Origin of the sequence: Aliiglaciecola sp. SL4, from assembly GCF_041538045.1 — a bacterium.
Taxonomy (GTDB): domain Bacteria; phylum Pseudomonadota; class Gammaproteobacteria; order Enterobacterales; family Alteromonadaceae; genus Aliiglaciecola.
Map to the genome: position 1 here is coordinate 58,011 of NZ_JBGOSE010000010.1, position 19,318 is coordinate 77,328.

General features: G+C 40.1%; 21 protein-coding genes. 10 read left to right on the plus strand and 11 right to left on the minus strand.

What is annotated here, in order from left to right; translation table 11 throughout:
* Positions 1–36: 36 nt before the first annotated feature.
* Positions 37–1,110: an AI-2E family transporter gene (locus AB6T38_RS14330; protein WP_372547953.1), complete on the minus strand. Its 1,074-nt coding sequence runs from the start codon at positions 1,108–1,110 to the stop codon at positions 37–39.
* 320 nt (positions 1,111–1,430) lie between these two features.
* On the opposite strand from AB6T38_RS14330, the gene AB6T38_RS14335 reads away from it, so the two are divergent.
* The gene (locus AB6T38_RS14335; RefSeq protein ID WP_372548021.1) at positions 1,431–2,891 is read left to right on the plus strand and encodes a M48 family metalloprotease; all 1,461 of its coding nucleotides are present in this window, start codon (positions 1,431–1,433) and stop codon (positions 2,889–2,891) included.
* Here AB6T38_RS14335 and AB6T38_RS14340 read toward each other — a convergent pair.
* The gene (locus AB6T38_RS14340; RefSeq protein WP_372547954.1) at positions 2,888–3,382 is read right to left on the minus strand and encodes a TlpA family protein disulfide reductase; all 495 of its coding nucleotides are present in this window, start codon (positions 3,380–3,382) and stop codon (positions 2,888–2,890) included. The genes AB6T38_RS14335 and AB6T38_RS14340 overlap by 4 nt on opposite strands.
* Before the next feature lie 134 nt (positions 3,383–3,516).
* Here AB6T38_RS14340 and arsC point away from each other — a divergent pair, with 134 nt between their 5' ends.
* The 3 genes from arsC to AB6T38_RS14355 are packed head-to-tail and all read left to right on the plus strand — an operon-like array spanning position 3,517 to position 4,879.
* A complete protein-coding gene (gene arsC / locus AB6T38_RS14345) occupies positions 3,517–3,870 on the plus strand; it encodes an arsenate reductase (glutaredoxin) (RefSeq protein WP_372547955.1) in 354 nt (117 codons plus the stop codon).
* Complete coding sequence (wrbA, locus tag AB6T38_RS14350; RefSeq protein WP_372547956.1) at positions 3,870–4,460, plus strand: NAD(P)H:quinone oxidoreductase; 591 nt, start codon at positions 3,870–3,872, stop codon at positions 4,458–4,460. Before arsC ends, wrbA begins: the two co-directional genes overlap by 1 nt.
* Positions 4,457–4,879: a DUF2069 domain-containing protein gene (locus AB6T38_RS14355; RefSeq protein ID WP_372547957.1), complete on the plus strand. Its 423-nt coding sequence runs from the start codon at positions 4,457–4,459 to the stop codon at positions 4,877–4,879. Before wrbA ends, AB6T38_RS14355 begins: the two co-directional genes overlap by 4 nt.
* 75 nt (positions 4,880–4,954) lie before the next feature.
* Here the strand turns inward: AB6T38_RS14355 and hda are convergent, their stop codons facing one another.
* Positions 4,955–5,677 carry a DnaA regulatory inactivator Hda gene (gene hda, locus AB6T38_RS14360; RefSeq protein ID WP_372547958.1) on the minus strand — a complete coding sequence of 241 codons (723 nt, stop codon included), beginning with the start codon at positions 5,675–5,677 and terminating at the stop codon, positions 4,955–4,957.
* Position 5,678: 1 nt separating this feature from the next.
* The gene (locus AB6T38_RS14365; RefSeq protein ID WP_372547959.1) at positions 5,679–6,791 is read right to left on the minus strand and encodes a DUF2066 domain-containing protein; all 1,113 of its coding nucleotides are present in this window, start codon (positions 6,789–6,791) and stop codon (positions 5,679–5,681) included.
* 244 nt (positions 6,792–7,035) lie between these two features.
* Here AB6T38_RS14365 and purM point away from each other — a divergent pair, with 244 nt between their 5' ends.
* The 4 genes from purM (at position 7,036) to fadE (ending at position 12,114) form a co-directional block, all read left to right on the plus strand.
* A complete protein-coding gene (purM, locus tag AB6T38_RS14370; RefSeq protein WP_348489394.1) occupies positions 7,036–8,076 on the plus strand; it encodes a phosphoribosylformylglycinamidine cyclo-ligase in 1,041 nt (346 codons plus the stop codon).
* Positions 8,077–8,727 carry a phosphoribosylglycinamide formyltransferase gene (gene purN / locus AB6T38_RS14375; RefSeq protein WP_372547960.1) on the plus strand — a complete coding sequence of 217 codons (651 nt, stop codon included), beginning with the start codon at positions 8,077–8,079 and terminating at the stop codon, positions 8,725–8,727.
* Positions 8,687–9,430 (plus strand): DUF3108 domain-containing protein, encoded by a 744-nt coding sequence (locus AB6T38_RS14380; RefSeq protein WP_372547961.1) that lies wholly within the window; start codon positions 8,687–8,689, stop codon positions 9,428–9,430. Before purN ends, AB6T38_RS14380 begins: the two co-directional genes overlap by 41 nt.
* A gap of 215 nt (positions 9,431–9,645) precedes the next feature.
* A complete protein-coding gene (gene fadE, locus AB6T38_RS14385; protein ID WP_372547962.1) occupies positions 9,646–12,114 on the plus strand; it encodes an acyl-CoA dehydrogenase FadE in 2,469 nt (822 codons plus the stop codon).
* Positions 12,115–12,256: 142 nt separating this feature from the next.
* On the opposite strand, the gene AB6T38_RS14390 is transcribed toward fadE, so the two are convergent.
* From AB6T38_RS14390 to AB6T38_RS14400, 3 genes are all read right to left on the minus strand, one after another.
* Positions 12,257–12,913 carry a hypothetical protein gene (locus tag AB6T38_RS14390; RefSeq protein WP_372547963.1) on the minus strand — a complete coding sequence of 219 codons (657 nt, stop codon included), beginning with the start codon at positions 12,911–12,913 and terminating at the stop codon, positions 12,257–12,259.
* A gap of 251 nt (positions 12,914–13,164) precedes the next feature.
* Entirely contained in the window at positions 13,165–14,178 is a 1,014-nt protein-coding gene (gene add / locus AB6T38_RS14395; RefSeq protein WP_372547964.1) for an adenosine deaminase, read from the minus strand.
* A 45-nt stretch (positions 14,179–14,223) separates the two neighbouring features.
* Entirely contained in the window at positions 14,224–14,862 is a 639-nt protein-coding gene (locus AB6T38_RS14400; RefSeq protein WP_372547965.1) for a LuxR C-terminal-related transcriptional regulator, read from the minus strand.
* Between the two features lie 197 nt (positions 14,863–15,059).
* Between AB6T38_RS14400 and cmoA the strand changes: the two genes are divergently transcribed.
* Positions 15,060–15,788, plus strand: a complete 729-nt coding sequence (cmoA, locus tag AB6T38_RS14405) for a carboxy-S-adenosyl-L-methionine synthase CmoA (protein ID WP_372547966.1) — start codon at positions 15,060–15,062, stop codon at positions 15,786–15,788.
* 2 nt (positions 15,789–15,790) lie between these two features.
* Entirely contained in the window at positions 15,791–16,762 is a 972-nt protein-coding gene (cmoB, locus tag AB6T38_RS14410) for a tRNA 5-methoxyuridine(34)/uridine 5-oxyacetic acid(34) synthase CmoB (RefSeq protein ID WP_372547967.1), read from the plus strand.
* A 73-nt stretch (positions 16,763–16,835) separates the two neighbouring features.
* Here cmoB and AB6T38_RS14415 read toward each other — a convergent pair whose 3' ends face one another.
* The 4 genes from AB6T38_RS14415 to AB6T38_RS14430 all read right to left on the minus strand — a co-directional run bounded on the left by AB6T38_RS14415 (position 16,836) and on the right by AB6T38_RS14430 (position 19,311).
* The gene (locus tag AB6T38_RS14415) at positions 16,836–17,237 is read right to left on the minus strand and encodes a YkgJ family cysteine cluster protein (protein WP_348489402.1); all 402 of its coding nucleotides are present in this window, start codon (positions 17,235–17,237) and stop codon (positions 16,836–16,838) included.
* Positions 17,238–17,313: 76 nt separating this feature from the next.
* Positions 17,314–17,667 (minus strand): RidA family protein, encoded by a 354-nt coding sequence (locus tag AB6T38_RS14420; RefSeq protein WP_372548022.1) that lies wholly within the window; start codon positions 17,665–17,667, stop codon positions 17,314–17,316.
* A 90-nt stretch (positions 17,668–17,757) separates the two neighbouring features.
* On the minus strand, positions 17,758–18,216 hold the full coding sequence (locus AB6T38_RS14425) for a Rid family detoxifying hydrolase (protein ID WP_372547968.1): 459 nt from the start codon (positions 18,214–18,216) through the stop codon (positions 17,758–17,760).
* A 21-nt stretch (positions 18,217–18,237) separates the two neighbouring features.
* Positions 18,238–19,311 carry a dienelactone hydrolase family protein gene (locus AB6T38_RS14430; protein WP_372547969.1) on the minus strand — a complete coding sequence of 358 codons (1,074 nt, stop codon included), beginning with the start codon at positions 19,309–19,311 and terminating at the stop codon, positions 18,238–18,240.
* Between the last annotated feature and the right edge of the window lie 7 nt (positions 19,312–19,318).

Consider the following 19,318-nt stretch of genomic DNA (forward strand, 5'->3'; position numbering starts at 1 on the left):
TTTTTATTTAATAACCGTTTTTGCTAGCTTTGTGGTTCAAAGGATACTTTCCTGAGGAGGATGTACATTTGGTGACCAAGCGTTGATAACGGCTTTAACTAAAGTTGCTAAGGGAATGGCGAAAAATACCCCCCAGAACCCCCACAGACCGCCAAAAAACAGCACAGCGACAATAATATATATGGGATGTAAGCTCACCGCCTCGGAAAACAATATGGGCACTAACACATTACCATCTAACGCTTGAATAATGGCATAGGCAGCCATTAAATACCAAAAGTCCGAAGTAACTCCCCATTGAAACAGCGCCACAATGGCGATGGGTAAAGTGACAACGGCAGCACCTATATAAGGAATTAAAACAGAAAAGCCAACCAGCACTCCCAATAGTACAGCGTATCGAAGATCCATTAGGGCAAAGGTAATCGAGGACACCGCACCCACAATAATTATTTCAATTACTTTACCACGGATATAATTGGCAATTTGCAAATTCATTTCGGAACTGACTTGTTTAATCAAGCGTCGTTCGTTGGGCAAAATACGCATTAGATTATCAATCAACAAATTCTTGTCTTTGAGCATAAAAAACAGCATCAAGGGTACTAAAATCAGATAAATTAATATTGCACCTAAATCCGCTAGGGAACTAAAAGAGGCCGAGATAAGGGTTTCCCCCACTTGAACAATCTTTTGATTGATCTCCTCCAATACATTTTGAATATGATAAATTTGGATAAAGTTTGGATACAAATCAGGCAAGGTCAATAACCACTCTTGTCCCTTATTCCAGATTTGTGGAGTTTCCTTAATCAAATTGACACTTTGTTGGGTAATAACCGGAACCAATCCAATAAAGGTCAAAATACACACTGCAATAAATGCCAATACAATAATAGTAGTGGCATACATACGGTTAATGCCTAACTTCATTAACTGCATTAATGGCCAATCTAGCAAATAGGCGATGACTGCTGCCACAATTACAGGCATCAGTATATCACCCCAAATAGCGAATAATACGGATACAAAGATCAGTAGCATGAGTAGCATAAGAGAATCCGGATCCGAAAACTTACGCTTATACCAGCGATCTAACATCTCAAACATGTAATTTCCTGCCTATATTTAGTTCTGTGGGGATTGTTTACTCAACACGACAATGGTTGTTTAGCAACTAGCTGCGAGGTTCGTTTTATAACTGCATAATAATTTACACTATCATTGCACGTTTAATAATTAAATTTAAATGAAATTAGAATATAAGATATCTGCTCTTATATGCTAAGTGTAATGATATATTACCGCTTGACTTACATAAAACTGACGTAAAAAACTGAACTTATTTGTGTTCAGCTGTTTCAAACAGGCGTATTAACCCATACATTTAGAGTGGATAGAGAAATTTGAGAGAAGTTAGTTTGAAAAATATGGTCAAGAGTCTTTTTGTAGCAGTAGCTTCTGTCCTATTCGCGTTCTCCTCAATTTCAGTGATAGCGCAAGTTAGTGATCAGCACCAGCGCAATGCCTTACCAGAAATTGGTGTGGTAGCGTCAGATGCTATAAGCATTGACAAAGAAATGCAGATTGGCGAAATACTGATGCGCCAACTTCGTGGTCAAGCACCACTTTTAAATGATCCTTTATTAGATGAATACCTACAAGATTTAGGAAATCGATTAGTTGTACAAGCTGATAACGTTAAATTTCCGTTTAAGTTTTTTCTAATCAACAATGCCGATATTAACGCATTTGCGTTTTTTGGTGGTCACGTAGGTGTTCACACTGGTTTAATATTTAATTCAGACAATGAGAGTGAATTAGCCTCCGTACTTGCTCACGAAATTGCCCACGTCACTCAACGCCATATTGCTCGCAAAATGCAGGCACAGCAAAAATCCACACCGCTACAGTTAGCTTCCATTTTCGGTAGTGTATTATTGGCTATCGCTAACCCCGAAGCAGGTATGGCGGCCATGAGTGCCACCAACGCCGCAGCGCAACAGGCATCAATCAATTATACCCGCTCAAACGAACGAGAAGCTGACCGTATTGGTATTCAGGTATTGGCTCAAAGTGGCTACGATCCCAATGCTGCAGCAACCTTTTTCGGAAAATTAGCTGAAAAGTATCGTCTTCAATCTACGCCTTTTGCCTATTTGTTAACACACCCTCTACCACAATCGCGTATTTCTGATGCTCGTGGTCGTGCAAGTTCATATAATGTTAGACAAGTGCCTGCGAGGCTTAGTTTCCATTTAGCAAAAACGAGAATTATTGCCCGTTATTATGGCAACCCGAAAGACAATATAATCTCCTTCATAGATATCATTGATAAACAAAAGTATGTTTTCAAGCAATCTGCTATATATGGCTTGGCCTTATCCTATTTTGAAAACGAACAATACCCTGAAGCCCAAAGAATCGTTGATCAGTTAATTAAAGACGATCCTGATAATCTATTTTATCTCGATATCGCCACTGACTTAGCTATAGCACAAAAGAAATTCGAGCCGGCTATTGCCAGGTTGTCAGAACAAGCAAAACACACTCCTCACAATAGTGTTATTACATTAAATTTAGCCAACATACTGATTAAAAAAGGGGATATCAAACTAGCCACAAGCCTATTAAAAGATTTTCTATTGGTTAACCCAAATAACCTGTTGGCCTTGCAGTTACTTACCGATGCATACCTTGAGAGCCGCCAAATGTTAGAAATGCATCAAAGTAAAGCTGAAGTGTTTGTTTTGGTGAGTGCCTATTCCAGAGCCATAGATGAGCTTCACAACGCTTATAATTTTGCTGGTGATCGGCAGTTAGAAAAACAGCGTATTAGGGCTAGAATCGATCAGATTAGAGAACAAATTGACAAGATTAAATCTCTTTAAATCGACTGCATACTTTGGCGTTGGCGCAACTGAATAATTATATTCTGTAAACTTGCGTTACTTTGTTCACCTTGTAGTTGTTTAATCAATGCCCCGTCAGGACCAATGATAAAAGTAGTAGGTAACGATTTTGGCTTAGTAAACACCGTATTTTCCGGTAAACCAGAGATAACTGTAAATTCAATTTGATACTGTTGTTTTAACGCCATTAATTCAGAATCAGGTAAGTTATCAAAATTAACGGCTAGCAATGCCACATCAGTTTCACTGCTGGCGAAGCGTTCAAACTCGTTTAACTCTGGGATCTCTTTTAAACAAGGCGCACACCACTCGGCAAAATAGTTTACAACTAAATACTGACCTTCAAAATCTTGCCACTGGTAACTTTCCCCATCCACAGTGGTAAAGTCAGATTTAAGACTCATTGATAGGTAAAAACCCGCAACCGCTGCTGCAAATCCGAAACTGACGAAGAGTAATTTTTTAAACATAAACTCTGTGTTTTCCTATCTAATTCACGGCTTTGGTAATGAAATTAGTACAACAATCCAAATAACATTTGTTGCCACTGTGCATTACCCTTTAGAATACTGCAATTTAATTGGCAATGAAAAGTAAACTAATTATGCAAAACCTAACAATTTATCATAATCCTCGCTGTAGCAAGAGTCGTCAAACTTTAGAGCTGCTAACCGAAAAAGGCCTAAAACCAGAAATTATTGAATACTTAAAAACGCCATTATCGGTAACGCAAATTGAAGAACTTATGGCGCTGTTGAAAATTGACGATCCACGTAAAATGATGCGTTTAAAAGAAAAAGATTATACAGAGAATAATCTTGGCGATGAAAATGTCACGGTATCTCAATTAATTACAGCAATGGCCACCTACCCTAAACTGATTGAGCGCCCAATTGTCGTAAACAATAAGCAAGCTAAAATTGGCCGCCCACCTGAATCTGTACTGGACATTTTATAGTGGGCCCAGTTTTAGTTTTGTACTACAGCTTACATGGTGCAACTCGAAACTTAGCTAACAAAATAGCCTTAGGTGCGCAGATGCAAGGGGCTGAAGTGATCATTCGCACTGTACCTAAAGTATCTACTGGCATAGACTTTAATCAGCAAGCGGTACCTGAGTCGGGAGACCCGTATGTGACACTAGATGAACTGGCTAACTGCAGTGCGCTGGCGCTAGGCAGCCCTACTCGATTTGGGAATATGAGTGGGGCCATGAAACACTTCTGGGACTCAACATCCTCACTATGGCTGTCTGCTAATTTGAACGCTAAACCGGCTTGTGTGTTTACCTCTTCCAGTAGTATGCATGGTGGCCAAGAGTCGACCTTATTAACTATGATGATCCCGTTATTGCATCACGGAATGGTGATCTCTGGACTACCCTACTCCGAACCCGAATTGCATACAACTCAGACCGGTGGTAGCCCTTACGGTGTAACTCATGTCAGTTTGCAAAACAAACCTGAATTAAGTCAAGACGAACAAGCTTTATGTATTGCCCAGGGAAAACGACTCGCCTCGTTAGCCCAAAAACTAGGACAAAAATGAAAATTCCAACCAATATCTATCGAAAGTTAGCCTTAGTAAGTTACCTGTTATTATTAGTTTGGGTTCCTGTTTGGCATCTATTATTGGCAACCCCAACAGGCAGAAGTGAACAGTTCGAAATATTATTAACGATTGCTTGGACTATTCCTTTGCTATTTCCAATGGCCGGTATTTTAAGAGGCAAACCCTATACCCATGCGTGGGCAAATTTTATTGTCATGTTTTATATTATTCACGGTCTCACCAGCTTTTATGCTGTAGCCGATGAGCGGTATTACGCGTTAATTGAAATAGTATTAAGTTTTGCCATGTTTATCGGTTGCAGCTTTTATGCTCGCCTCAGAGGCAAAGAACTGGGCCTTAGCATTCCTAAACTAAAAGATGAAATGGCTAAAGAAAAAGCGTCTTTTGAAAAGTAAATTATTAACTTAAAAGAGGTAATCTAGGTATTTTATAACAGTGCAAGTTAAACGAAAATGGAATGAATATAACGGCTAAAGATCGAGCACTTGTTTGATAAAAGGAATGCTAATTTTTCGTTTCTCTTGTATACCTTGAAATTGCAGTTCATCAAGCGCTGCGACTAGACTATGCATGTCTCGTTTAGCATGACTGATCAAAAACTGTAATGATTCACGAGAAATACTAATTCCTCGCTGTTTTGCTTTAATATTCAATGCCTCACAGGCGTCTAGGTTATCTAATGGTGTTAAACTGAAACTAATTCCCCAAGCTAACCGAGAGACTAAATCAGCTAATTCGAATTGCAGTTGTTTAGGACCACGATCACAGCTAACGACCAGTTTGCACACTTGCGTTTCGCGAATGCGATTAATCAGATCAAACAGCGCTCTTTGCCAATCTTTGCTATGTTGAATGTGCTGAATGTTATCGATACAAAGCAGTTGGATATTTTCCATACCATCCAAAATCGTATGGGGATATGGCAACGTTGCATCCAGTGCCAAATAAAAATGAGATTTCTGTTGTTGTGCCGCGTTGTGTGACATGGCCACTAATAAATGACTTTTGCCCGTACCAGCGCCGCCTGAAATATAGGTGAGAAAAGGTAACTCTGTCGATTCACTTTGTTCAACAAGTAAACCACAATGTTGATAAATTAAAGAATTATCACCCACCACCAAAGAGTCGAATGTCTGTTCGTCGGGCAAATCAACATCTAAAGAAATTTGCTTTGGTAACTGCTCGTCAACCAAATTAAGGTCTCCAAAAATAAGGTTTATTGACTTCAGACTGACTAAAATCGTCCCTTGGACTTTCAATTCTATTATCTAAGCGGAATGCTTCATCAAGGTTTTCCTTAGCACCAAATAATTCTAACTCGAAAGTTGAAAAACCACCTTGTTGCTCTACTAAGGTAACATCGATAACCACCGACAAATTATTCAAAAAATCTAACACTTCTGTGTAAGCGGTTAATGATGAAATATTACCAATAACTATCTGTGTTTTATTTTCAGTGCCGTCACCAGCAACCGCTTCAATTGCATACTTTTCAGCTAATTCATCGGTTATCATATTAAAAGTTTTTTCTACGGCTTGTTCTGGTGAGCTAGCTTCCACTTCTCCAGAATTAAACGCACCTCGACGCGTAATTAACCATTCAAGTACCCACACATTGAGTCTTTTAGGCGCTGGTTGTAACCCCTCGTCACCTTCTTGTAATAGCTCTGTAGTAGGTTGCTCATCTCGATAAAATAAACGTCCTGACATCACATATTCAGTGCCGTAGCGTTCACTTGCTTCGACTAAGTTCTGGGTGTAACTAGACCAAACATCATACACACTTACCTGTTGAATATCGGTTAAGTCCATTATCGGAAACGCTATATCAATACCACGAGTCTTAGCGGTTTGCTTGGCCACATCGATTAAGTTTTGATGGAGACTATCGGAGAATAGTTGTCGGGTCTCTGTATCTTTATCTTCCATTGCCAACCAAACCAGCGTTTGAGGACGATGTTTACCCCAAATTCCAAATCCTGTGGAGCGCAAAACACTTTCGACTTTATTCACATCAAACTCAGCTTTATATACCAAACCTTCTGAGGAGGATTCGAAAGAATATGACAACAATATATTTTGTGCGTTATTTAAATATGCTTTGATTTCCTGATCAGCTAATAAACTCTGATCACCACTAACTTTCACTAACACTTCAGCAAGGGCTTGTTTCACCGCTTTTTTCTGCGCAGTTGTGGATTGATCATCAACTACTACAGACGCGCTATATAGTCCTTCAACAACAGCCGCGTTCACCCCATTAAATTGGGCAATAATTAATAACGTTAAAAACAGCAGACCACGCATTAGTAAAAACACTCTTGAAAATTCAAAGCAGTATTGTCATGGATCTAAATAAAAATTTCATCATTTGTTTAAAGGATGTTTACCATTAACGTATGTTTTTCAAGCAATTTGGCCGTTTTTATTCGTAAAAATAATCTACTTCGTTAACAAAGTTTGTTACCTTGCTAGAAAATACCTTGATTTACAGTACCTTTTCTTTTGCCATACTGATAAAATCCGCAAAAATTTTTTACTGAGGAATATTGTGAGCGATTCTAATCCATCTCTGAGTTATAAAGACGCAGGTGTCGATATTGATGCAGGAAACCAACTGGTAGAACGAATCAAGTCAGTGACCAAAAAAACTCACCGTCCAGAAGTGAAAGGCGGCTTGGGAGGTTTCGGTGCATTGTGCTCTATTCCTCAAAAGTATCGTTCACCTCTATTAGTCTCTGGTACCGATGGAGTGGGTACAAAATTGAGACTGGCGATGGATTTAAAACGCCACTTTGGAATTGGTATCGATTTAGTTGCAATGTGCGTAAACGATTTAATCGTTCAAGGTGCCGAACCTTTATTTTTCTTAGACTATTACGCCACAGGTAAACTTGATGTTGATACGGCTACCGAAGTGGTTAGTGGTATTGGCGCAGGCTGTGAATTATCTGGTTGTGCTTTAATTGGTGGCGAAACGGCTGAAATGCCTGGCATGTATCACGGTAACGATTACGATGTTGCTGGATTCTGTGTTGGCGTAGTAGAAGCTGATGAAGTTATTGATGGAAGTCAGGTTGCGCCAGGGGATGCAATTATTGCCCTAGCCTCTTCAGGACCTCATTCAAATGGCTACTCTCTAGTACGGAAAGTACTAGAAGTAAGCGGTACAGATCCTGAAACCCCTTTCGAAGATAGCACTATCGCTGATCACCTATTAGAGCCAACTCGCATTTATGTGAAATCCGTTCTAGCCTTATTAGAAAAACATAAGGTCCACGCTATTTCCCATATCACTGGTGGTGGCTTCTGGGAAAATATCCCACGTGTGTTACCTGATAACGCGAAAGCCGTTGTAAACCGCAATAGTTGGACACGACCAGCGATTTTTGATTGGCTTCAAGAAAAAGGCAATATTACAGAACACGAAATGTTCCGAACTTTTAACTGTGGTGTGGGTCTGATGATTGTATTACCACAAGCAGAAGCTGATGCAGCGGTCAATTATCTAAATGAACTAGGCGAAAATGCTTGGGTGTTAGGTGAAATAGCTCAGTGCGGTGAAGAACAAGAACAAGTTGAGATTATTTAATTGAGTGGTTCAGTGAAATCAATTGTTGTTTTAGTCTCCGGTAATGGCTCTAATTTACAGGCCATTATCGACTATTTTAGTGACAAAGCTGATATAGCTAAAGTATCCGCAGTTATTTCAAATGAACCAACTGCGTTTGGCTTACAACGTGCAAAAGACGCCGGAATAGACGCCCTTTGCGTGAATCACCGTGAGTTTGATAGCCGCAGTGAGTATGACCAAGCTTTAAAAACTCAAATCGACAAATACTCACCTGATTTAGTGGTACTGGCTGGTTTTATGCGTATTTTGACCGAACAGTTTGTGAGTAGCTTTAGCGGAAAGATGGTTAACATCCATCCCTCACTGTTACCCAAATATAAAGGTTTAAATACCCATCAAAAAGCTATTGATGCAAAAGACGCGGAACATGGCGCTTCGGTGCACTTTGTTACACCAGAACTTGATGGTGGCCCAGTGATTATTCAATCCAAAGTACCGGTTTTTGAGCATGATAACGCCGCTGAATTAGCCCAAAGAGTGCAGCAACAAGAGCGAAATATTTATCCACTTGTTGTAGACTGGTTTTGTAAGCAGCGATTAATGATGATCAACAATAAGGCAGTATTAGATGGACAGGAACTTCCACAAAACGGATATGCGACTGATTAAATGCTTGTTAAGCGGAATACTATTATTCTGCTTCAACCTTGGTGTGAGCTTGCATGCTGCTGAATTAACTGAATTCGATGCCCATTACAAAGCGTTTCGTTATGGCAAGGAGCTGGGGACGGCTGAGCTAAAACTTGAATCCCTTGGTCGCGAACGCTTTCGTTTATCTTATCAATCTAAAGTATCCATGTTCTTTTTATCAGATAAACGCAGTGAAGTGAGTTTGTTTAGCTATTCTGACGACAAAATTATTCCTTTCAAGTATAACTATGAGCGTACAGGATTTGGTTCAGACAAAAGCTTAGTTGTGCAATTTGACCGCCAAAAAAATGCTATCAACATAAATAACGAGTCGAGCTTGCAATGGAAAAATGAGTTAGACAACCAACTTTATCGTTTGGACATTCAGTTACAACTCGCTGAAGGTAAAAAAGAACTACAGTACAACCTTTTAAACTATCGAGGAGAGTTAAGACAATATAACTTAGTGGTCATGTCTTCTACTGAGCAATTGTCTCTTCCCTACGGTATGTTAGAAGGCGTTAAAGTTAAAATAGTTCGTCCCAACTCTACGCGTGAAACCTATGCGTGGTTTGCCCCATCACTTAACTATCAATTAGTCAGATTGAAACAGCTTAAGGATGGAGAGGAGCAAGGCGATATACAGCTTTCTGCGTTCTCCTCAGTTTCATCAACTAACTAACATCCAATTTACTCAAAATAGCGTAATAATAATTTGTATTAATTTAACTATTTTTAAAATGTTAGATCTCGCTCAAAGAAAACATCTAAATAACAATTTAGGCTTGAAAACAGCGCTAATATTGCCATGCTTATAATTAGCTATAAGATGAATGCATTTGATCTCCGTCAAAAACGGGCATATTTTTAATTCTAAGTCAGAAAAAGGTCTTTTGAATGAATATTATATTGTGGTTAGTCACTGTAATTGGTGCGGTAGGCGTTGTCAGTTTTCTCAGACTGAAATTATTAAACGCCTGTGTAATCGTTGGCCTAGTATTACTACTTGGGACGACATTTGGGTATGTAGGTTTCTTTACTTGGTTAGTGTTTTTAGCCATTGCGATTCCATTGAATATGGAGTCCGTAAGAAAACAATACATGACCCAACCAATGCTAGATATGTATCGTAAAATTATGCCGGAAATGTCGACAACTGAAAAAGAAGCCATCGATGCTGGTACAGTTTGGTGGGACGGTGAAATTTTCAGTGGTAACCCTGATTGGCAGAAATTACATGCCATTCCAAAAGCGGTGTTAAGCGCTGAAGAACAGGCATTTTTAGATGGGCCTGTAGAAGAAGCGTGTCGCATGGTGGATGACTGGGAAGTGCATCATACTCGTGCTGACTTATCGCCTGAAACTTGGCAGTTTCTGAAAGATAATAAATTCTTTGCCATGATCATTAAAAAGAAATATGGCGGCTTAGAATTTTCAGCTTACGCACAATCAAGAGTTTTACAAAAATTATCTGGATGTAACGCAGTTTTAGCAACAACAGTAGGTGTTCCTAACTCATTAGGTCCAGGTGAATTACTGCAACACTATGGCACTACAGAACAACAAGATCATTATCTACCGCGCTTGGCAACGGGTGAAGAAATCCCTTGTTTTGCTTTAACAGGTCGAGAAGCCGGTTCAGATGCAGGTGCAATTCCAGATACTGGTGTTGTCTGCAAAGGTACGTGGGAAGGTGAAGAGATCATAGGTATGAAACTGACCTTTGATAAACGCTACATTACCCTAGCACCTGTTGCCACTGTAATTGGTTTAGCCTTTAAGATGACTGATCCTGAGGGTTTGTTGGGTGATGAAGCAGATTTAGGTATTACTTGCGCGTTAATTCCCCGTGATACTAAAGGTTTGGAGATTGGCAACCGTCACTTCCCTTTAAATGTGCCTTTCCAAAATGGCCCGTTAAAAGGCACCGATATCTTTGTTCCACTGGATTACATTATTGGTGGTGCTGAAATGGCCGGTCAAGGTTGGCGTATGCTGGTTGAATGTTTGTCGGTAGGACGTTGTATTACCCTGCCCTCAACCGCAGCCGGTGGCACTAAAACAATGGCCCTCGCCACAGGCGCTTATGCGCGCATTCGTCGTCAATTTAAAATGCCTGTGGGTAAAATGGAAGGTATTGAAGAAATGTTAGGCCGCATAGGCTCTAACGCTTACATGATGGACGCGGTTACCAGTCTATCCACCAAAGGTGTGGATCTAGGTGAGAAACCTTCGGTTATCTCAGCTATCTGTAAATATCATCTAACAGAAAAAATACGCTCAGTGGTTAACGACTCCATGGATGTGCATGGTGGTAAAGGCATAATGCTCGGTCCAAATAATTATTTGGGTAGAGCTTATCAAGGCACACCCATTTCAATTACCGTTGAAGGTGCAAACATCTTAACCCGTAATATGATGATTTATGGTCAAGGTGCGATACGTTGCCACCCATTTGTATTGAAAGAAATGTACGCCGCAGGCAAAGAAGATGAAAATGAGGCCCTAGCAGAATTTGACCAAGCGGTATTTGGTCACATTGGTTTTGCAATGAGCAACTTCTTTAGAAGTGGCTGGTATTCACTGACGTGTGCAATCACCGCGGACTCCCCTTTTGACGATGAAACCAGCACATACTACAAAGCGATGAAGCGTTATAGTGCCAATATGGCATTGCTATCTGATGTGGCAATGGGTGTGCTTGGTGGTGAGTTAAAACGTAAAGAAAGACTTTCTGCTCGCTTGGGGGATATTCTAAGTTACCTATACTTAGGTTCAGCGACCCTTAAAAAATACGATGATCAAGGCCGCCAAAAAGATGATCTTGTACTGGTCCATCGTGCGATGCAGGATTGCCTATATTCGTTGGAAACGGCTATTGATGAGTTATTGCATAACTTCCCGAATAAAGCATTAGGCTACTTCCTAAGGGCTGTCATTATGCCCTTCGGTAAGAGTTTCACTAAACCTGGTGATGAACTCGATCATAAAATCGCCACTTTGCTGCAAACGCCAGGGGAAACTCGTAACCGTTTAGGTGAAGGACAATATCTAGGACGCGACGAAGGTAACCCTATGGGTACATTGGAGCAAATTTTAGATGACATTTTAGCCGCTGAGCCCCTTTACGATAAAGTCTGCAAAGCTGCCGAACAACGTTTCCCTTTCACCCAGTTGGATGAAGTAGGTAAAAAAGGCTTAGAGCTTGGTGTCTTGACTGAAGAAGAGTCAGAATTAATGGCACGAGCAGAACAAGGTAGATTAGATACCATTAACGTTGATGACTTTGCTCCAGAAGAGTTAATGGCAGATAAAACCTTACTCAAACCTAAGCGAAAAAGCCGTGCTAAGGCCAAGTTAGCTTAGAACGTAAGCCCTTTTAACAAATCAAAAATCCCACTTTTAAAGTGGGATTTTTTTATTTGATAATGAATCTGAGCATTGCGCAATTTGCTAGTTGGTTAACTAAGGAGTTACCAGTAGATAGCCCAGTCCACCTAGGGTTCATTTAATATCGAGAGCCGTATTTTAACACACAACCTATAGGCACAACTTTCGATTCGATTACGGTTAATTGGGTAAAGTCTATTTTGCTTATTTGATCTTGCTCCAACACCTTAGAAATTTCAAAATAGGCAGAACTGTATGGCTCATTTTCTGGGCGCAGCTCTAAATAAGGATATTGCCGATATAACCAATCCCCATATAGATAGGTTTGAATTTCCGCCCTTGGGTTATCAATAATAAAACGGTACTTGCCATTGGGCTTTAATTCCAATTCAACTTTTACTTCACAGCCATCACTCATCTCTAGTTGATAGGTTTGCGCCAAGTCTTGTTTAAAGACTCCTGTTTGGGCGTTTTTTTCTTTGGGAAAGATAAATATAGCAAGGGAGTTTTTTGTGTACCAATGGTTGCCTTTGGTTAAACCTTGAACATTAACTACAGGTATTCCAAGACCATCAAATGTGTTTTCTGCTCGTATTAAGGTTTGTGAATCATCCAACAACAATGAATACAATATGGTATTTTCAGTAATTGTGGTGGGAAAATCGAATTGGTTAAATTCGACCTCAAAATCCTGCACAGATAAGGCTTCGTTTAGATCGAGGGTTTGTTGGTTATCTAAATACTTGGTGTAGATATACACTTTGGGTTGGGACACACAGCCACTGGTTACTAGCCCCGTAAAAGCGAGAATAATTGAACATAAAAAAAACCTTATGGCAGGATAGAAATTATTGTTAATCAAATTCCTGCTCTCATAATCAACTCGCATTTAACCTACTGACATTAATCGTCTATTATTTCATTAGTTGGCACATAAACTTAATAAAAAAATGATGCTGAAGTGCAGCTAAGATGTCTTTTCTACGTTTAAAGGCCTAAGTTAAGGAATCCGAATCAGCGTTTTGTCTAGTGGGTTTGGCCTAATTGTGCTTTGCTGTCAATTAGCGCTTTTTTGTCGTCTGCATTTAAAAACGCAGCTTTAACGCCATTAAGCTGAATAGTTTTTAGTTGCTGCTCTGAAATACCCAGTACCTCGTTAGCAACTTTATACTCATGGGCAATATCAATATTAGAGACCGCAGGATCATCAGTGTTTAAGGTAACTAACACCTGGTGTTGTAAAAAAGTCGCCAAAGGATGGTTTTTTAAATTTTTTATCGTCGCCGTTTGATAATTCGAGGTTGGGCAGGACTCAATCGCTATTTTATTATCAACCATGTATGCCAACAACTTTTCATCTTGAACAGCAGTAACACCATGTCCAATGCGGCTAGCGCCTAGTTTATAAATGGCATTCCAAATGCTTTGTGGACCATCGGCCTCTCCGGCATGTACCGTAATATACCAATCTGCATCCCTCGCTTTAACAAAATGATCGGTGAATAGTTCCGCAGGATAACCCAATTCATCGCCTGCTAGATCTAGGGCGACAATCTCATCTTGATAGTTGAGTAAAGCGTTAAGCTCTTGCATACATACATCGGCACCAAAAGTACGACTTAAAATGCCAATTAAATTCGCTTTTACCTCAAAATCTTTTTCACCGGCTCTGACCCCATCAATAACAGCGGCAATCAAATCAGTCATATTTAAATCATGAGATTGAGCCATATAATATGGCGAAAAGCGCAGCTCTACGTAATCTAGACGACTATTTTTAGCATCTCGCATATTTTCATAGGCCACTTTATAGCAGGCGTCGTAGTCAGCTAATACCGACACACCCACATCAAGCTTGGCTAAAAACGCCAGTAAATCACTGGTTTTATCATGAATTTGAGTAAGTTGCTCCACATCTTGCAAGGACTTAGCTGGTAACGCTATTTGATGTTTTTGCGCAAGCTCCCAAATAATATGGGGTTGAATATTTCCGTCTAAGTGACGATGTAAATCTACTAATGGAAGCGTGTAATCTATCATCGTATTGACCCTGAAAAATGACCTATCTTCGAATTTACGTAATATTTAGATATTTGACTGCAATTTTTCAACTAACAATACAGCTTGTGTTCTTGTATTAACTTTTAGTTTTTTAAATATTGCACTAGTATGCGCTTTAACTGTTGCTTCAGTAACGTCCATATCATAAGCAATTTGTTTGTTTAGCAAACCTTCTTGCAAATAATTCAATACCTGAAACTGCTTTGGGGTTAATTCAGCCACTTTTAACGCAATTTCTTGCTGTTCACTTGAAATGCTATCAATTTGACTTTTTAATTCATCAGGCACCCAAGTTCCGCCATTAAGCACCGTATCTATTGCTTCTGCAATGGATGAAATGGCGGCAGATTTTGAAACAAATCCTTTGGCACCGTAACCGATGGCTTGAGAAATCACCTTAGGATGATCGCTAGCAGAAATAACAATGACTGGGATTTCTGGGAAATCGCCACACACCCGAATAATACCGTAAAAATTCTCACAACCCGGCATGCTTAAATCAAGCAAGATAATATCTATATCGGCACAAGTTTCTATTGAATCTAATGTTGTTTCGAGTGCATCTGATTCAACAAATGCCACTTCATTATATAATGGACTCAAAGCACCTTTTAATGCTTCTCTGAATAACGGATGATCATCCGCTATTAGAAATTTAGGCATGAAACTTCCCTTTTATCGTATTTATAAATTTATCGTCAAAAGCTGTATTAGACTTTAGTCTATATTTACGCAAGTTTAAACTAAGTTTTTAAACTTGTGTTCATTATTTCAACCGTTTGAGCTTAATTTGCTAACACTGATCGCCACAGGTAGAATTGCCAAAATTTTTCTTTAATCGTGTTTGTGAGTTAAAAACGATGAACCAAAAAGACGCGATATACTCGCAACCTAAGTCTAAAGTTAACGATTTTTGTTTTGACGAGGCAGTTGCTCAAGTATTTCCAGACATGATCCAACGCTCTGTGCCGGGTTATAGCACGATAATTGATAATATCGGCTTAATTGCCAATCGTTTTGCCCAGCAAGACAGTAATCTATACGATTTAGGTTGTTCCTTAGGTGCGGCAAGTTTAGCCATGCGTCGCAGCGTTAAACAGCCCAATTGTGAAATTATTGCCGTTGATAACTCCCCGGCGATGGTAGATAAATGTTTGTTGCATTTAAACGCCTTCAAATCAGATATTCCAACCAAGGTGTATTGTAATGACATTCTTGATATTGAAATCGAAAATGCCTCTGTGGTTGTGCTTAATTTCACCATGCAGTTCATTCCCCCACCTCAGCGGGATATGCTGATTGAAAAAATTTATTCGGGTATGAAGCCTGGTGGTGTGCTGGTGTTGTCAGAAAAAATTCGCCATGAAAACAGTTTGGCCAATGAGCTGGTAATAGATTTGCACCATGAGTTTAAACGTAATAACGGATACAGCGAATTGGAAATTAGCCAAAAACGTTCAGCCATTGAAAACGTGATGTTAATTGACTCATTAGAAACACATAAAAGCAGATTAGATAATGCTGGTTTTAAAAATTTCGTAATGTGGTTTTGTTGTTTCAACTTTACCTCAATGTTGGTGGTTAAATAAAAATGGCTCATCAATGGTTTAAAGAATTTTATAGTCTCATTGCTCAATCGCCATTAAGCGAGTGGCTTGATGTCCTCCCAGGTCAAATTTCAGCATGGGAAAAGCAACAGTTACATGGTGATTATGCAAAATGGCAAAAACTGCTGAGCAAAGTGCCTAAAACAGAGGTTTCTACAGTCGATTTAAAATCTGCGGTTAAAATTGGTACTGCAGAGGATATTGATGAATATACTAAGCGGCAAATAACAGGTTTATTGAAACAATTTAAACCTTGGCGCAAAGGGCCGTTTTATGTCCATGATATTTTCATTGATACGGAGTGGCGTTCAGATTGGAAATGGGATCGTGTTTTACCGCATATCGAGCCATTAAAAGACCGAACCGTTTTAGATATCGGTTGTGGTAGTGGATACCATATGTGGCGAATGTTAGGAGAGGATGCAAAATTTGTAGTAGGCATAGATCCAACCCAATTGTTTCTAATGCAATTCCAAACTATCAAGCATTTTGTTCCCAACCCCAACATTCATTTGTTGCCCATTGGCGTTGAGCAACTGCCAAACTTAAAGGCCTTTGATACTGTTTTCTCTATGGGCGTGTTATACCACAGACGTAGCCCAATTGATTTTTTACAACAGCTTAAACAACAGCTTCGACCAGGGGGACAACTGGTCCTTGAAACCTTAGTGGTCGAAGGTGATGAACACACTGTTCTAATGGCCGGTGAGCGCTACGCACAAATGCGAAATGTGTGGTTTTTACCCAGCACTCAAGCCCTAACGGTGTGGTTAAAACGGGTTGGTTTTAAAGATGTCAAAGTGGTTGATGTTGGCCCTACAAGTTTGCAAGAACAGCGCAAAACAGAATGGATGGATAGTCAGTCATTAGCGGACTTTTTAGACCCCGATGATCACACTAAAACCATTGAAGGATACCCTGCCCCTATCCGTGCCGTGCTAACCGCAACAATTTAATAATGTGTGCTAAGTAGTATCTACTAGGTTAACCACTATAGGGGTGGTTAACGAGGCCTTTAGTATATTAAATTTAAGAATAGTCTGAGGGGCGACTATCTTTCATTAATATATCAAGGGCTTTTTGGGCACTTTTTTGATCCGTTACATCCTTTATTTCAATCATTTCACATTCATCCCTGATCATTTCAGAAATAAGGCTGGGATAATGACGGCAATCTTCTGGTCTATTTTCATAGATGCTGCAAATGTATTTTTTAGGGGAAAGTGGATTTTGTTGGGGTTCAACTTCTAAAAATGGACAGGTTTTTAATCTGACACCTGACTTTGGATCAAACCATATTTGATTATGTTTCACAAAATCAAAAATTTCAGGGTTAAATAACTCCCACATGTCTATTTCTTCTTTGGAAGCACTCAGGTCCCCACCACCGTACTTAATACAGCACTTTCCACATTGATTACAATCTTTCATGGTTCACTAATTTTTAATCCAAGATAGCACTAGAGTGTAGCAAATACGGTGAATTTGGGGCTGGTTAAATAGACGGTTAGCTTATCTCTGCTGCCACCACTGAAATTTCCACTAATAGTGCTTCACGAGCCATTTTAGCCGCCACACAAGCTCTTGCTGGAGCCTGTCCTTCAGGCACCCATGCATCCCACACTGCGTTCATAGCGGCGAAATAGCTCATGTCTTTAACGTAAATAGTTGCCGAGAGAAGGTGGTGTTTGTCACTACCTGCTTTTTGTAAAAGCTCATCGACTTTTTCCAGCATAGTAGTCGTTTGTTCAGTAATATCTTTTTCAGCGTCTTTGCAGACTTGTCCACACAGGTAAATGGTACCATTATGTTTAACAATTCGACTCATTCTGGCACTGGTTTCAATTCTTTCTATCATTATTTTAGGATCTGCTAAGTTGTAGTGCGGCGGAGAATAACACGAGAGCTAACCGAACTTAAACGACTATTGGTTAGCTCTCGCTTTATTAGCTTAAGCGTCCGCTGCTAAGGCCATACACTCAATTTCAACTCGACCACCTAATCCTAGACCACTACCAGCAACGGCACTTCGCGCCGGTAACGATGTTTTGAAGTACTGCACATAAACTTTGTTCACCTCTCCCCATTCGTTAATATCCGCAAGAAACAAGGTGCATTTAATCACTTTGTCCATGCTGGAACCAAAACGCTCTAGGGTAGCCTTAATATTTTTTAAAACTTGATGAGTTTCTGCAACTACACCACCTTCCACCAGTTTCAGTTGTCCGGGGATCACCCCCAACTCGCCGGATAAATATAAGATGCCGTTAGCCTCGACAGCTTGCGAAAATGGCAGATTTAACTGTTTAAACTCCTCGGAACTCAGTCTTTTAAGGCTGCTGGATTGTGCTGCAGCAAAACTGCTGACAACACAAAACAACAAACTCACAATAGTCACACCATATTTCATACGCACTCCTTTTGCTTGGTACTATTTTAACAAATAGTTACTGGTGTATTGGGAAAGCAATAAATTAGAAAACCCATGGGTTTGTTTGTCTTGTCCCATAATATAACCTTCAGACATACAGGTTTGTTGCATTGCCCCCAAAATACGCAATCTAAAGTGGTATTTTTGTTCACGATTAAGCTGTGAAGGAACTTCTATGGTTTTTCCGTTTATTTGCCAATCGCCATTGTCTAATAACACTTGCTGGCAAGGCGCTGGGTTTAAAGTCGCCACGAACTGTCTTGGTGTTGCCATTTCCCAACCATGTCCAGCACTGGGGAAAATTGTACTGCCGATGGCTGAACCTGCACCACGCAATTGATTTTCAATACGTGCGCAGGCTTCTAAATCATTGGACTTATCTTCTGCACCGCGCAGGCTAAATAATGGTGCGCCTGTAGTTTTAGCGGTTTGCAGATCGAAATGACAAGGACCGTAATAATCTAAATGCAAGGCAAAGGGAGGAACTTCGGCAGTCATATTTTGATAAATACGATTATCTAAGGCGGCACGCGTAGCCATACCACCATAAGAGAATCCCATTAAACCGATTTTTTGAGGTTTAATAGCAGGATGTTGATTGAGGAAATTTAACGCGCTATACGCATCGGCAACCTCATCAGCATCACTTACAACGGCCACTCTTAGTCCATAAGGCGTCTCTTCCGTTACGCCCCTAGCGCCATAGGAATTAACCACTAAACCTGCAATACCATGATCCGCCATCCATTGACCATAGGCTATTTCACGGCTAGGCAGAATACCGCCGCTACCGTGAAGGATGACCATTGCTGGCACTGGGTTTTCGGCACTAGCCCCTTTAGGCAAAAACAATCGTCCGTGAACAGTGGTTGCCGCAAGCTGCTGTTCCGGTAAAACCAACCATTTATAATCTCCAGGTGTGACCGAAGAAAAATAAACATCACCAACCGTATCCCCACTCACCTCAGTAATTGCCGGATAATCTGGAAAATCAGGTAATGGTGGCGGTTGCCTTTTCTCCTGGGCTGCAGAAGAAAAGCATACCAATGAAAAACAAATTAAAAGTGCGCGCATATTATTC

Coding starts and splice junctions, on each gene's coding strand:
- AB6T38_RS14330 (WP_372547953.1), bottom strand. CDS start 1,110: ATGTTTGAGATGTTAGATCGCTGGTATAAGCGTAAGTTTTCGGATCCG.
- AB6T38_RS14335 (WP_372548021.1), top strand. CDS start 1,431: ATGGTCAAGAGTCTTTTTGTAGCAGTAGCTTCTGTCCTATTCGCGTTC.
- AB6T38_RS14340 (WP_372547954.1), bottom strand. CDS start 3,382: ATGTTTAAAAAATTACTCTTCGTCAGTTTCGGATTTGCAGCAGCGGTT.
- arsC (WP_372547955.1), top strand. CDS start 3,517: ATGCAAAACCTAACAATTTATCATAATCCTCGCTGTAGCAAGAGTCGT.
- AB6T38_RS14355 (WP_372547957.1), top strand. CDS start 4,457: ATGAAAATTCCAACCAATATCTATCGAAAGTTAGCCTTAGTAAGTTAC.
- AB6T38_RS14365 (WP_372547959.1), bottom strand. CDS start 6,791: ATGCGTGGTCTGCTGTTTTTAACGTTATTAATTATTGCCCAATTTAAT.
- AB6T38_RS14380 (WP_372547961.1), top strand. CDS start 8,687: ATGGACAGGAACTTCCACAAAACGGATATGCGACTGATTAAATGCTTG.
- fadE (WP_372547962.1), top strand. CDS start 9,646: ATGAATATTATATTGTGGTTAGTCACTGTAATTGGTGCGGTAGGCGTT.
- add (WP_372547964.1), bottom strand. CDS start 14,178: ATGATAGATTACACGCTTCCATTAGTAGATTTACATCGTCACTTAGAC.
- AB6T38_RS14400 (WP_372547965.1), bottom strand. CDS start 14,862: ATGCCTAAATTTCTAATAGCGGATGATCATCCGTTATTCAGAGAAGCA.
- cmoA (WP_372547966.1), top strand. CDS start 15,060: ATGAACCAAAAAGACGCGATATACTCGCAACCTAAGTCTAAAGTTAAC.
- cmoB (WP_372547967.1), top strand. CDS start 15,791: ATGGCTCATCAATGGTTTAAAGAATTTTATAGTCTCATTGCTCAATCG.
- AB6T38_RS14415 (WP_348489402.1), bottom strand. CDS start 17,237: ATGAAAGATTGTAATCAATGTGGAAAGTGCTGTATTAAGTACGGTGGT.
- AB6T38_RS14425 (WP_372547968.1), bottom strand. CDS start 18,216: ATGAAATATGGTGTGACTATTGTGAGTTTGTTGTTTTGTGTTGTCAGC.
- AB6T38_RS14430 (WP_372547969.1), bottom strand. CDS start 19,311: ATGCGCGCACTTTTAATTTGTTTTTCATTGGTATGCTTTTCTTCTGCA.